Origin of the sequence: Herbaspirillum chlorophenolicum, from assembly GCF_001189955.1 — a bacterium.
In the GTDB taxonomy this organism is placed as follows: domain Bacteria; phylum Pseudomonadota; class Gammaproteobacteria; order Burkholderiales; family Burkholderiaceae_D; genus Herbaspirillum; species Herbaspirillum chlorophenolicum.
In genome coordinates this window covers 1-13,685 of sequence record NZ_LFLT01000026.1, presented here as the reverse complement: position 1 = coordinate 13,685, position 13,685 = coordinate 1, and the positions used below count along the sequence as shown (strand labels likewise).

The 13,685-nt window shown below is 56.2% G+C and carries 12 protein-coding genes and 1 tRNA gene; 9 read left to right on the top strand and 4 right to left on the bottom strand.

Annotated elements, in window-relative coordinates; genetic code table 11:
* The first annotated feature begins 266 nt into the window (after positions 1-266).
* The 6 genes from AKL28_RS15705 to dnaG all read left to right on the top strand — a co-directional run bounded on the left by AKL28_RS15705 (position 267) and on the right by dnaG (position 7,034).
* The gene (locus AKL28_RS15705; protein ID WP_050469109.1) at positions 267-1,475 is read left to right on the top strand and encodes a cation:proton antiporter; all 1,209 of its coding nucleotides are present in this window, start codon (positions 267-269) and stop codon (positions 1,473-1,475) included.
* The gene (locus AKL28_RS15700) at positions 1,472-2,698 is read left to right on the top strand and encodes a YbdK family carboxylate-amine ligase (protein ID WP_050469108.1); all 1,227 of its coding nucleotides are present in this window, start codon (positions 1,472-1,474) and stop codon (positions 2,696-2,698) included. Before AKL28_RS15705 ends, AKL28_RS15700 begins: the two co-directional genes overlap by 4 nt.
* 140 nt (positions 2,699-2,838) lie before the next feature.
* Positions 2,839-4,038: a BaiN/RdsA family NAD(P)/FAD-dependent oxidoreductase gene (locus AKL28_RS15695; RefSeq protein WP_050469107.1), complete on the top strand. Its 1,200-nt coding sequence runs from the start codon at positions 2,839-2,841 to the stop codon at positions 4,036-4,038.
* Between the two features lie 197 nt (positions 4,039-4,235).
* Positions 4,236-4,448 carry a 30S ribosomal protein S21 gene (gene rpsU, locus AKL28_RS15690; RefSeq protein WP_006462949.1) on the top strand — a complete coding sequence of 71 codons (213 nt, stop codon included), beginning with the start codon at positions 4,236-4,238 and terminating at the stop codon, positions 4,446-4,448.
* Between the two features lie 308 nt (positions 4,449-4,756).
* Positions 4,757-5,203: a GatB/YqeY domain-containing protein gene (locus tag AKL28_RS15685; protein WP_050469106.1), complete on the top strand. Its 447-nt coding sequence runs from the start codon at positions 4,757-4,759 to the stop codon at positions 5,201-5,203.
* Between the two features lie 37 nt (positions 5,204-5,240).
* Entirely contained in the window at positions 5,241-7,034 is a 1,794-nt protein-coding gene (dnaG, locus tag AKL28_RS15680) for a DNA primase (RefSeq protein WP_050469105.1), read from the top strand.
* Between the two features lie 441 nt (positions 7,035-7,475).
* Here dnaG and AKL28_RS25080 read toward each other — a convergent pair whose 3' ends face one another.
* The gene (locus AKL28_RS25080) at positions 7,476-7,706 is read right to left on the bottom strand and encodes a hypothetical protein (protein ID WP_231602459.1); all 231 of its coding nucleotides are present in this window, start codon (positions 7,704-7,706) and stop codon (positions 7,476-7,478) included.
* 112 nt (positions 7,707-7,818) lie between these two features.
* On the opposite strand from AKL28_RS25080, the gene rpoD reads away from it, so the two are divergent.
* The 3 genes from rpoD (at position 7,819) to AKL28_RS15665 (ending at position 10,893) form a co-directional block, all read left to right on the top strand.
* Complete coding sequence (gene rpoD / locus AKL28_RS15675; RefSeq protein ID WP_231602458.1) at positions 7,819-10,047, top strand: RNA polymerase sigma factor RpoD; 2,229 nt, start codon at positions 7,819-7,821, stop codon at positions 10,045-10,047.
* A 56-nt stretch (positions 10,048-10,103) separates the two neighbouring features.
* A tRNA-Ile gene (locus AKL28_RS15670) sits at positions 10,104-10,182 on the top strand.
* Between the two features lie 138 nt (positions 10,183-10,320).
* Positions 10,321-10,893, top strand: coding sequence for a hypothetical protein (locus AKL28_RS15665; protein WP_050469103.1), 573 nt, complete (start codon positions 10,321-10,323; stop codon positions 10,891-10,893).
* A gap of 40 nt (positions 10,894-10,933) precedes the next feature.
* Here the strand turns inward: AKL28_RS15665 and AKL28_RS23965 are convergent, their stop codons facing one another.
* The 3 genes from AKL28_RS23965 to AKL28_RS24860 form a co-directional block, all read right to left on the bottom strand.
* Complete coding sequence (locus AKL28_RS23965) at positions 10,934-11,140, bottom strand: tyrosine-type recombinase/integrase (RefSeq protein WP_082221517.1); 207 nt, start codon at positions 11,138-11,140, stop codon at positions 10,934-10,936.
* A 181-nt stretch (positions 11,141-11,321) separates the two neighbouring features.
* Positions 11,322-12,923: an AAA family ATPase gene (locus AKL28_RS15660; RefSeq protein ID WP_050469102.1), complete on the bottom strand. Its 1,602-nt coding sequence runs from the start codon at positions 12,921-12,923 to the stop codon at positions 11,322-11,324.
* Positions 12,924-13,033: 110 nt separating this feature from the next.
* Positions 13,034-13,685: hypothetical protein (locus tag AKL28_RS24860; protein ID WP_169801855.1), on the bottom strand; the 652-nt coding region annotated here is incomplete at its 5' end.

Here is a 13,685-nt window from a genome sequence, read left to right as displayed (position 1 = left end):
CTCAAATGATTGTCTCCGGACTCGAATACGTTGCGGATAAATTCCCGACGAAAAATATCAAACGAAGAAAATCAATTATTCCGTTGTAATATAAAAAAGATCATCGCGACGAGCAGCATCATTGGTCGGCTCATATAACCGGCACTGTCACCATCACGCAAGCATCCTTCGACATGCCGGACAGCTTGCCGACGCTCATGCGATCTGCATGATGTACGTTGTGCATCATGCGGTTTCAACAATCCGAATCATTGTCAGGAGGAGATATGGAGTGGGCTCTTCCGTCTTTCACCCTCGCACAGACGCTGCAATGGAATGCCTTGCTGGTATTCGGCGGCTTGCTGTTGTTTGGGCTGATCGCGGGCTACGTAGTTTCCAAGTCACCGTGGGTGCCGCGCATTACCGGTTATCTGCTGGTCGGCTTCGTTCTCGGCGCCGGTGGTCTCAACCTGTTGTCGGGTGAAGTACTCAAGGTCACCAACGTGTTCGCCGATATTGCCGTGGCGCTGGTGCTCTACCAGCTGGGACGGTATGTCGATATCGGCTGGCTGCGCCGCGAGAAATGGCTGCTGATTACCGTCGGGACTTCCGCGGTGCTGTGCTTCGTTTTTGTCAGCGTCGCGCTCATCTGGTTCGGTTCCGATCCGGTGATGGCGCTGTTGGGCGGCGTGATGGCGATCGCCACCGCGCCGGCCGTGGTGCTGGTGGTGCTGCGCGACCTCAAGGCCGAAGGCCAGGTCACGCGCCGCCTGGCGGCGATGACTGCGTTGAACAATTTCGTGGCGGTGCTGGCGGCTTACGCCTTGTTGCCGGTGATTGCGCATGAGGCCGGCACGCCGGTCTCCACGCTGATCCAGCACACGCTGTATTCGTTGTTCGGTTCGGCGCTGCTGGCCTATTTGACTTACTGGCTGATGATGCCGCTGGCGCGCCTGCTTGGCCGGGAAGGCAGCTCGCAGTTCGTGCTGGTGATCTCGGTGATTGCGCTGGCCATCGGCGTGGCGCATGCGCTGCATCTGCCGGTGATGCTGACCATGCTGATCTTCGCCATCCTGTCGAAGAACCTGGATCGCCAGTTCGACCTGATGGAACTTGAATTCGGCGTTGCCAACGAACTGTTCGTGGTGATGCTGTTCGTCACCGTGGGCGCATCGATGCGCCTGTCGGACCTGTCGATACTCGGCTTCTCCGTGCTGATCCTGATTGCCGCGCGTTTCCTGGCGATGGGGTGCGGCATCTTCCTGTTCGCGCGTTTTGCGCGCATGAACTGGCGCCAGGCCGGGTTGCTGACTTTAGGGACCTTGCCCATGACGGAAGTCGGGGTAGGGCTGATGCAAACCGTGTCGTCGCTGTACCCGCATACCACGGCCAATGTGCTGCCGCTGCTGGCAGGTTCATTGATTGCGCTGGAATTCCTGGGGCCGGTCGCGACGCAGTTTGCGCTGATCAAATCTGGTGAAAGTGGACGCGAATGAATACCGAGACACTGACCCGAAACGAGCCCGGCTTCGATGCCGGCGCACAAACCGAGCATCCGCAAGGCAGCGCGGGTATCCTGCCGTTCAGTTCGTCGACGCCATTCACGATGGGCATCGAACTGGAACTGCAACTGGTCAACCGCCGCAACTACAACCTGGCCAGCGATGCGGTCGACCTGCTGAACTGGATTGCGCCGCGCGAACTGCAAAAGCAGATCAAGCTGGAAATGACGCAGGGGATGATCGAGCTCAATTCGAACATCCACACCCGCGTCGATGAGCTGGTCGAGGAGTTGAAAGGCTTGCGCGCCGCGCTCAACAATGGCGCGCGCTATCTCAACATTGACGTCTCCGGCGGCGGCGCGCACCCGTTCCAGCACTGGAACGAGCAGCGCATTACGCCCAGCGAGCGCTTCCATCATCTGCACGAAAAGTACGGCTACCTGGCCAAGACCTTTACCGTGTTCGGCCAGCATATCCACATTGGCGTGCCTACCGGCGATGACGCGCTTTACCTGACGCACGCTTTCTCGCGCTATGTGCCGCACTTCATCGCACTGTCGGCCGCCTCGCCGTTCTACCAGGGCGCCGATACCCGCTTCGATTCCTCGCGCAGCAACGTGGTGCGTGCCTTCCCGTTGTCGGGGACGGCGCCGGTGCATACCAAGTGGGCCGAGTTCGAGACGTATTACGACGAGCTCATGCGGATGGGCATCATCGCCAGCATGAAGGATTTCTACTGGGACATCCGTCCCAAGCCCGAATACGGCACCGTGGAAATCCGGGTCTGCGATACGCCATTGACCATCGAGCATGCCGCCCACCTGGGCGCGTATGCGCAGCTGCTGGCGCGCTGGGTGCTGACCGAGCGGCCGTTCACGGTGACCGACGATTTCTACCTGCTGTACCAGTACAACCGTTTCGAAGCCAGCCGCTTCGGCCTGAACGGGATGCTGGCATTGCATGGCGCGACGCCGTCGGAGTCGCGCAAGCTGCCTATCTTCGAACACCTGCTGCAGCAATTGCAACTGCTCGAACCCTATGTGCAGAATGATGCCGAGCGGCAGACGCTGCAGCGCCTGCGCCGCATGGCGCATGACCGCCTGTCCGACGCCGGCTGGCTGCGCCAGGTGTTCACGCAGCGCGGCTCGCTCAACGACATGATGCGGTTGTCGTCCGAACTGTGGATGGGCGAGGCGCCGCCGCCTTATTTCCAATAAACCGGTTTGCGCCGGTTGCGGCAATTGCAGGGGGCGGGTATCGAAAGATGTCCGCCCCTTGTCTTTGTATGTCCGGATCGCGGACAATCACGGTTTTGAATCAAGCTCGGGCAGCATCCGAGATGTGTGCCGGAGATGAGATGAGTTCCCAACAGTTTGATGTCGCCGTGATCGGCGCCGGTGCGGCAGGCATGATGTGCGCCGCCGTAGCGGGGCAGCGCGGGCGCAGCGTGGTGCTGATCGACCATGCGACGCGCCTGGCGGAGAAGATCCGCATCTCGGGCGGCGGCCGCTGCAACTTCACCAATGCCGGCGCCGGTCCGCAGCATTATCTTTCCCAGAACCCGCATTTTTGCCGCAGCGCCTTGTCGCGTTATACGCCGCAGGATTTCATCGGGCTGGTCAAGCGCCATCGCATCGGCTTCCACGAGAAGCACAAGGGGCAACTGTTTTGCGACGACTCTGCCGAAGACATCATCGCCATGCTCAAGGCCGAATGCGATGCCGGCAATGTCGCCTGGCGCATGCCATGCAGTGTGGCGCAGGTGGGCAAGAGCGGGGACCTGTTTCGCATCGACACCAGCGCCGGCGAGATTCTCGCCTCCAGCGTGGTGATTGCCACGGGCGGGCTGTCCATTCCCAAGATCGGCGCTACCGATTTCGCCTACCGTATCGCCAAGCAGTTCGGCCTCAAGGTGGTGGAGACGCGCCCGGGCCTGGTGCCGCTGACTTTCGATGGCCGCGGCTGGGAGCCTTTTGTCGACCTGGCCGGGATCGCCTTGCAGGTGGAGGTAGAGACCGGCGCCAAGAAAGAGCGCGGCTACTTCCTTGAGGATTTGCTGTTCACGCATCGGGGACTGTCCGGCCCGGCGATCCTGCAGATTTCCAGCTTCTGGCAGCTCAGCACGCCGCTGACGCTGAACCTGCTGCCCGGGGTCGACGTGGCCGAGGCGCTGATTGCGGGCAAAGGGACGATCAAGAAGAGCCTTGGCAATATCCTGGCGCAGTGGCTGCCCGGCCGGCTGGCCGAGGGATGGCTCAAGGTCAATGGTTTCGATACCGGCGCCCGTATCGCGGATATGCCGGACAAGGCGCTGCGCCAGCTTGGCGATTCGCTCAACCGCTGGGTGATCCTGCCCAGTGGTTCGGAGGGCTATCGCAAGGCCGAAGTGACGCTGGGCGGCATCGATACCCGCGAACTGTCGCAGCAGAGCATGATGGCGGCCAAGGTGCCTGGGCTGCATTTCATTGGTGAGGCCACCGATGTTACCGGCTGGTTGGGCGGCTACAACTTCCAGTGGGCCTGGGCCTCGGGCGTGGCGGCGGGATCTGCCGTCTGATTCGGCATTTTTATTGGGCAACAAGTGGGGGACAGTTCATGCGCAGCCTCAGCTTGCCTGGAATAAGTAATTGATTTTTATCCGATTTTTACGTTTCAGGTGGAAAAAATGCCACGTCCGGCCTTCCAATCGGAGCCGCGGTCTGCTAGAATCGCTTTCTTTGCTAATCCAACCTAACCTTTTTGGTTTGAATTTACATGACCACTATTCGTGTTAAAGAAAACGAGCCGTTCGAAGTCGCGATGCGCCGCTTCAAGCGCACCATTGAAAAGACCGGTCTGCTGACCGAGCTGCGCGCGCGCGAGTTTTACGAAAAGCCGACTGCAGAGCGCAAGCGCAAGCTGGCCGCTGCTGTGAAGCGCCACTACAAGCGCATCCGCAGCCAGCAACTGCCGAAGAAGCTGTACTAAGAATTTCTCGCCGCGTGCTCGCGCGGCTGATGTGCAAACCCGCTCCGGTGTTGGTCCGCAGCGGGTTTTCGCATTTTTCGCCAGATTGTGTTTGGGACGTCCCGAGGGCGCAGCGGGTTTGTTTTTCCCATTGCGACCGCATATAGATACCAGGCCCGGTGTTTTATTCTGGCGATAAGCCCATCTATGTTCTACGATCTTAAAGATCAGCAACATTGGCATTCCTGTTGCGCCCTTGCCTCCGCCAGCCGCCAGGCCGCCGTCATGGCAAGCACAACAAACCATCTACCTCATCTTCGGAGCACCTAATGGGTTTGAAAGAGCAGATCACGGAAGACATGAAGGCCGCCATGCGCGCCAAGGATACGGGCAAGCTTGGCACCATCCGCCTGCTGACGGCCGCGATGAAGCAAAAGGAAGTCGATGAGCGCGTCGAACTGACCGATGCACACGTGCTGGCCATCATCGAAAAGATGATCAAGCAGCGCAAGGACTCGATCTCCCAATTCGAAGCCGGCGGCCGCCAGGACCTGGCCGATATCGAAAAGGCCGAACTGGTTGTGCTGGCCGCCTACATGCCGGCCGGCTTGTCCGAAGACGAGATCAAGGCCGAAGTGCAAGCCGCTGTGGCTGCCACTGGCGCCGCCGGTCCGCAGGACATGGGCAAGGTGATGGGCGTACTCAAGCCCAAGCTGGCCGGCCGTGCCGACATGACCGCGGTGTCTGCGCTGGTCAAGGCTGCGCTGTCGTCCTGATGGCCGTTTCTGATTTCTCGTACGCAGCCTTCATCAAGTGATTCCACAGTCGTTCATCCAGGATCTCTTGACCCGCGTCGACATCGTCGACGTGGTGGGCCGGTATGTGCAGTTGAAGAAGGGCGGCGCCAATTTCATGGGCCTGTGCCCCTTCCACAACGAGAAATCCCCTAGCTTTACCGTCAGCCCGACCAAGCAGTTCTACCACTGCTTCGGTTGTGGTGCGCATGGCACTGCGATCAGTTTCCTGATCGAATATTCAGGCATGGGTTTCGTCGAGGCGGTCAAGGATCTGGCCCAGAACGTGGGGATGGTGCTGCCGGAAAACGAAGACCGCATTCCACCCGCGCAACGCGCTGAAAACCAGGCCAGGAGCATGGCGTTATCCGACGTCATGGCGCGCGCCAACGATTTTTACCGCCAGCAATTGCGTACCGCACAGCCGGCGATCGATTATTTGAAGAGGCGCGGCCTCACCGGCGAAATCGCGGCCCGTTTCGGGCTGGGTTATTCGCCCGATGAATGGGATAGCCTGCGCCAGATTTTTACCGAGTATGAGAACGAAGCCCTGGTCGAGTCCGGGCTGGTGATCGACAAGAGCGAAGAGGGCGGCGGCCACCGCAAGCGCTACGACCGCTTCCGCGGCCGCGTCATGTTCCCCATCCGCAATACCAAGGGCCAGGTCATCGGCTTTGGCGGGCGTGTGATGGATGGCGGCGAGCCGAAGTACCTGAACTCGCCGGAAACGCCGCTGTTCCAGAAGGGCAGCGAGCTGTACGGCCTGTTCGAGGCGCGGCAGGCGATCCGCGAGGCCGGCTATGCGCTGGTGACCGAAGGTTATATGGATGTGGTGGCGCTGGCGCAATTGGGCTTCCCGCAAGCGGTAGCCACGCTGGGAACGGCTTGCACGCCGATCCATGTGCAAAAGCTGTTGCGCCAGACCGACCAGGTGATCTTCAGCTTCGACGGCGATTCCGCCGGCCGCCGCGCCGCACGCCGCGCACTGGAAGCCTGCCTGCCGCACGCATCGGATAACAAGACCATCAAGTTCCTGTTCTTGCCGACCGAGCACGACCCGGACAGCTATGTCCGCGAAATGGGCGCTGCCGCCTTTGAGGAGCAGATTCGGGAAGCGCTGCCGTTGTCGCAGTTCCTGTTGCGCGAGATCATCGGTGAAAACGACATGCGTACGCCCGAAGGACGCGCGCATGCCCAGTTTGCCGCCAAGCCGATGCTGCAGGCATTGCCTGCCTCGGCATTGCGTTTGCAGATCGTGCGCAGCGTGGCGCAAGTCACGCAGTCGACCCCGGCCGAAATCGAAGCCTTGTTCGAACTGGAAAAGCCGGTGGCGCGCGTCAGGGTGACGCCGCCGCGAGGCAAGCGCACCGCGCCCGTCGGTTTGGAGCGCCAGATCATGCGCCTGCTGGTGGCGCATCCGCAACTGGCGGCCGATCTCGATGCCGAAGCCTTGCAGGCGGTCGGCAACATCGCTCCCGACCGTGCGCAGATGCTGGAGCATCTGGTCGGTGTGGCGCAGAGTATGGGAGAGCAAGCCAGCTTCGCCAGCCTGGTGGAGCATTTGCGCGAAGGCGGACCTGAGTTCGATTCGATGATCGCCGAGATCGCATCCGAGTCGGAGTCCGAGTTCGACGTCGTCCGTGCGGAAATGGCCGGCGCCATACGAATGAGCAAGATTCGCGCAATCGAAGAGGAAATGCAGGTACTGGTGGGCTCGAACCTGCGTACCGAAGAGGAGCGTAATCGCTACCGCGAGCTGATGCAGCACAAGGAAGTGCTCAAGCGCCAGGCCGGCCCGGCCGTGGCGAGCTAGGCATGGCATCGCTTGCGCGGCCCAGGTAGGCAAGAGCTGCGCAGGGAAAAATGGCCGATTGTCTCAAGGCCATGCAAGAAAGCATCAAAGAAGGGTAAAACAGCGAAAATTATCGTCTTTTGCCCGTCCGATGGGTGGTTTTCGCGGCTTGATCAGGAGGAAAAGGGCCCCATATCTGCTATACTATAGGGCTTTAGTTCCGCCGGATGGCTCTTGCTTCTTACCCTGGCGGTCCTGTACTGCACTCTCCGAAATCATCCGGTGGTGCGCTGCAGGAGCGGTAAATGCGACTCCCGGAATGACGAAACTGCCTGTTTTCCGGAAGCGCAGGGCAAAGAGGAAAAAAGGAACGTTGCGCGTGCAGCCGGAGTCTACCGGGTTGTTCAAGCCGGTACCGAAGTTGCATCATTAGCATGACTTGATTGGCGCAATGAGTAAATCTCAATTGGCAGTTGATTCTATGGCAAATGCAATGAAGAAACCCGCAAAAACTCCAGCAGCGTCCGTAAAGAGCACGAAAGCAGCAGCGGCGGTAAAATCCACCGCTATTGCGAAACCCCCGAGGGCGGCGGCTGCAAAGCCGGCAGTCAAGGCGACTGCGACCGTGACCAAAGCAGTGAAATCGACGGCCAAGACTGCGACAGCAGCAACGCCGAAAAAAACGGTAGCCAAGGCAGCTCCCGTCAAGCCGGTACGTGCAGCAGCGCCCAAAGCGACTGCGGCGCCAGCCAAAAAGTTACCTCAAGCCGCCGAAAAAGCGGTTTCCGTGAAATCGAAGACTTCCGTGACCACCAAGAAACCCGAAACCAAGACCGTTAAGACGACCAAGGCAGCACAGGTCGAAGCCAAAGACGCTAATGCAGCAAGTGCGTCCTCGAGCGTAAGCCAAACCACTGATGCCGCTGCACTGGCAGCCATCGACACATCCGGCTACATCTTGCCGAGCGTCAAGGTACCGGGCCGCCGTGGCCGCAAACCGAAGGAATTCCAGCCCGAGAGCGACGAAATCGCCGCGCTCAACGCCGTCGAGCGCGCCGAACTGAAGGCCGTCGACAAGGCCAAGGCCAAGGACCGCAAGGCCAAGGAAAAGGCTTTGCTGAAGGACGCCTTCTCGTCCGATACCGAGGCCAGCGAAGAAGAACTCGAACGCCGCCGCCAGAAGCTCAAGACCCTGATCAAGCTGGGTAAGGAGCGCGGCTTCCTGACGTATTCCGAAATCAACGATCACCTGCCTGAGAACATCGTCGATCCGGAAGCGATTGAAGGCATCATCGGCACCTTCGCCGACATGGGCATCTCGATCTACGAGCACGCCCCTGACGCCGAAACCCTGCTGCTGTCGGACAACGTGGCCAACGTGGCCAGCGACGACGACGCCGAAGCCGCGGCTGAAGCCGCGCTGTCGACAGTGGATTCCGACTTCGGCCGCACCACCGATCCGGTCCGCATGTACATGCGTGAAATGGGTTCGGTAGAGCTGCTGACCCGCGAAGGCGAAATTGAAATCGCCAAGCGTATCGAAGACGGCCTCAAGGACATGATCCAGGCGATTTCCGCCTGCCCGACCACGATTGCCGAAATCCTGGTCGCGGCTGACCGCATCTCCAAGGATGAGATCAAGGTCGACGAAATCGTCGATGGCCTGGTCGACCTGAACGAATCCGTGCAGCAAGTCGAAGCCGCCTCTTCCGATGAAGAAGATTCCGACGAAGAAGACGAGGAAGAGGACGAAGAAGAAGACGAAGGCGAGAGCGGTGGCTCTGCCGCCGGCGCCGCAGGCTTCTCGGCCGAGCAACTGGAACAGCTCAAGCGCGACGCGCTGGGCAAGTTCGGCGTCATCGCCCAACAGTTCGAGAACATGCGCAAGGCCTTCGAGAAGGAAGGCTACAACTCCAAGCCCTACGTCAAGGCGCAGGAAATCATTTCCAACGAACTGCTGGGCATCCGCTTCACCGCCAAGGTCGTTGAGAAGCTGTGCGACACCCTGCGCGCGCAGGTGGAAGAAGTGCGCCAGGTCGAACGCCAGATCCTGGATGTGGCGGTCAACAAGTGCAACATGCCGCGCACCCACTTCATCAAGGTGTTCCCGGGTAATGAAGTGAACCTGGACTGGGTCGACGGCGAAGTCGCCGGCAACCATGACTACAGCATCGTGCTGGGCCGTAACGTGCCCGCCATCAAGGAGCTGCAGCAAAAGCTGATCGACTTGCAGGCGCGTGTCGTGCTGCCGCTGCCGGACCTGCGCGGCATCAACCGGAAGATGGGCGCCGGCGAGAAGAAGGCGCGCATGGCCAAGCGTGAAATGACCGAGGCCAACCTGCGTCTGGTGATTTCGATCGCCAAGAAGTACACCAACCGCGGTTTGCAGTTCCTCGACCTGATCCAGGAAGGCAACATCGGCCTGATGAAGGCAGTGGACAAGTTCGAATACCGCCGCGGCTACAAGTTCTCGACGTATGCGACATGGTGGATCCGCCAGGCGATCACCCGTTCCATCGCCGACCAGGCGCGCACCATCCGTATTCCGGTGCACATGATCGAAACCATCAACAAGATGAACCGCATCTCGCGCCAGATCTTGCAGGAAACCGGTGCCGAGCCGGACCCGGCCACACTGGCCATCAAGATGGAAATGCCGGAAGACAAGATCCGCAAGATCATGAAGATCGCCAAGGAGCCGATCTCGATGGAAACGCCGATCGGCGACGACGACGATTCGCATCTGGGCGACTTCATCGAAGACAACAACACGCTGGCCCCGGCCGACGCGGCGTTGCACGCTTCGATGCGCGGCGTGGTCAAGGACATCCTCGACTCGCTGACCCCACGCGAAGCCAAGGTCTTGCGCATGCGCTTCGGCATCGAGATGTCGACCGACCATACGCTGGAAGAAGTCGGCAAGCAGTTCGACGTGACGCGCGAACGTATCCGCCAGATAGAAGCCAAGGCGCTGCGCAAGCTGCGCCACCCGTCGCGCTCCGACAAGCTCAAGTCCTTCCTCGAAGGGAATTGATCTGAAGGGTGTCAGGGAAAGCCGGCGAGGATGCTAAAATCGCCGGCTATCTTTTTGGCCCTCTAGCTCATGCTTGGTTAGAGCAGCGGACTCATAATCCGTTGGTGCCGTGTTCGACTCACGGGGGGGCCACCAGTACAGAAGCGGCTTAGCGCCTTATTGCGCTAAGCCGCTTTTTCTTTTGCTGGGGAATACTTTGCCAAAACTTCCCGACTTCATCTCGGTTAAGCTACAGTTTTCAGAAACTGATAAATCAAAAATGGGGGAGGCGAGATGGTTGTTGATTCCACGCAAATCGAGTTCGTTGCAAAAATTGTAGCGCCCATACTCACGGGTATCTTAATCGCCGTTTTCAAACATTTTGCAGAAGGGCGAGCGCGTCTCGTTTCTTACATTGGCCACACCTCCGCATTCAATATACAAGCTAATCCCCCGATGGCAATCCATACGCACAGCGTGGTGGTTGCAAATTCAGGGCAAAAAACTGCCTTCAATGTCCGAATGGGGCACAATATTTGGCCGCAGAGTGTCAACGTTATTCCTGCCTCTGTCGCGTACAAAGTAGAGCAGAATCCGGCCGGGTTGACCGAGATTGTTTTTCCTCAAATCGTGCGGAAGGAGCAAATTACGATTTCATATCTCTATTTTCCGCCGCTTGTATGGACTCAAATAAACTCGTATACCAAGTCGGATGACGGCTACGCCAAGATCATCAATGCCATACCGATAGCCCAGCCGCCGAAGTGGCTTATGGCGATACTCTGGGTATTGATTTTTGGCGGGCTAGGACTGGTTCTGTATTGGGGGGTAAAGCTGGCGGCGCTGCTGTTGTTTGACGCAGCATAAGGGGTAGCCCGGCGGCGGCACCGGGCATCTACGTAAAGAACTACTTTCTACCGATGCGATCGATTGATGTCCGCTGCGAACTCGTCGCAAGATGCGCGTGGAGCTTTGTACTTGACGCCGTTTTATGCCCGAGTACTACATGGACGATATACAAATCCACCCCATCATTAACCATTGTGCTCGCCGCGCTATGGCGCAAATCATGAAACCGAAAGTCTTCACGAGGCGCTGTCGCTGGATGTACCAGCGCCGAATAATTCCAAGTAGAGACACATCTGTTACTTCGTTCTCCCGCTCGCCGTCACGAGTAAGATGTGATCTAACTATGGGTAACTCAGGATGCAAATTTCCTGAGAAAGTGGGGCATTTGGGGATGCAATTCGACACCGCTTACCCTCTATTGAAGAATATGACAAAGCTCTTCAAACTTAGAAGATACATTTTTCAAGCTCACTGTAGACGAGCATGTCGGAAGAGATGCATTTAGAGAGATTAAGTTTAAAAGCCTCGGAACTGATACTTCCAGTTATCCCGCAGATGCTCTTAATTTTTCCAGTCAGATCTTTGAGATTTTGATTTTCAATATCAGTAACTAACGAGTCATACAGCGTTTGATTAAACTGAAGGCCATTTTTCTCACAATACCGCTTCAGAACCTCTTGGTCATAAAGATAGTTCTCAATTTCCCAACGCTTTAGAACTCTGTGATTTTTCGGATTATTATCAAGATAGATCTGCCGATCACGCTCAGTCGTTCCAAGACCTGACGCCATGTCTCTATCCTTTAAGACAAAGATTTCCAGCGAACTAAATACCTTGCTGAGAATGGAAAATGCAATATCACTACGTTGATCAAGCTCGGTATTTCCTCCGCTTGAAACAAAAATCACCTCTTGATACTCACTAGAAAAAATATTGTTAAACACCAGAGCATCAAAACCTCGTTCTCGCCCTCCCGCACCAGGTTGATCTCGTCCTTCACAGAAAATAATCTTCTTCGGACATATCAAATGGGCTAAATCATCTAATGCGACCTCAAAAAGGTCTTTCCAATTTAGCCTAGATTTCTTCATTGGATAAAGCACATGTTCCTCTGATGCGTAGTTAGCATCAGAGCTAAACCTTACGATCTGGCACTTCTCTCCCAAGTCTTCCTGCAGCGAGCGGAGAAAACCTATGCTGTGAGTAGTTAGCCAAATTTGGCACGTCTCCCCAACTAGGCGATCAATTTCTAGCAATAAATTTCTCTGAATCCCTGTGTTGATGTGCAACTCTGGTTCATCTAAAAGAAATACGGTATTTTGATATTCCTCTTGTCTGAGGTAAAGATCCATCAAAATATCGACAACCTCCTTCTCTCCCGAAGACAAAACGTTGAAATCAAATTCATCCGACTGATCAGGCTTCTTAAAATAGATCGTTCCACGAGACGACTCAACATCACCCAAACTTGATATTTCGATAGACAGGCATTTCTTTATAGAAGAGTTGAGATCACCAATGATTTTTTCTTTAGCCTCACTTGGTCGGCAATCTTTGTCGTGCAAATACCGATTGTATTTGGCATTTAGTCTTCGATAGTTTTCCTCCATTTTTGAATCGATATCAGCCGCCGAGCGCGCGCCGTAATTGTTCTCTCGTACTTCCTCAATAGCTCTTATCTGTACCACGTTCAACTGGCTGTTGTAACGGTAAGGACTTCGGAAAGAGAACATTGTTTTTTCTCTTCCGATAGCTCTTAGTTTTTCGTATCCTTCACTAAATGTTCCGTGTTCGAAATCGATGTGAATGTGGTCTTGCGTAAAATTTGGATCCTTCTTCATCGAGTGGTATTCGTAACCGCGATGTCCTGTGTTTCCAATGCTATGGTAACGACTAAAGTGATACAAAATCCCGTCTAAAACGCTGCTCTTTCCGCACCCGTTTGGACCTACCAGAGCAACGATTCTCGCCGGTTTATTTCCTAAATCGATAGTGAGGTTATGGAATCTTTTGTAGCCATTCGTGAGCTGTAGTTTTTTTATTTTCATAGCGTTGTTCCGACTTCCAAGTTCTGGCCCTGGGACAGGCGGTATTGGGAAATTTTCGAATGATTGCTTTCAACGGGAAGAAGCCCATTTCTGGCCGGATGCAGATGTTGTTAAGCCTTGGTTGCTTCTTTTGGCGTACTCTCCAGCACCTCTTGTGCACTAAGGCCTTCCTGAACTTTCCTGGTATTTTCCTGCAGGATATCATCTGCCTTCGTTGCTAATTTGCTCGCTAGGGCAGAAAATCCCGGGATCTTTGCTAGAGCACTCACGGAGTCGGCCAATTTCACGCTGTTCTCAAGAGCATCCATCAGTGGGTGGTCAGATTTGCTGTAGTTCGTGATTAATTTTCCTGGATTTTCCGCGCTGACCTGGAGAACATTGAACAGCAACTTGGTTCGGAGCTCTTCCTTTACATCTCCTTGGTGCTGGAGCGTTTCGATTTGATTTGACAGCCCAGAGAAGGTCTTCCCCAGTACCGACTTATGGGTGTATTCCTCGATTAGGCGTTTAGACAAATTCGCCTTCTTGTTGGAAGAGTACGCCAGCCACAAGATCGGGAAATACAACGGCATGATGGCGAGCAGCAAATTAGGGGTGTCTTTAATGACTTTCACCAGATCGACAGCCTTCCAGGCAACTAGATAAATATCGATCAGTAGTGGAATGGAAGATATGCAAACCAAACCCAAAATTGCTCGTCTGAACGTGACGTTGAACGAGGTCAAGGCGGTGATCTCGTCGTTCTTTTTTTCCTCATAAGCC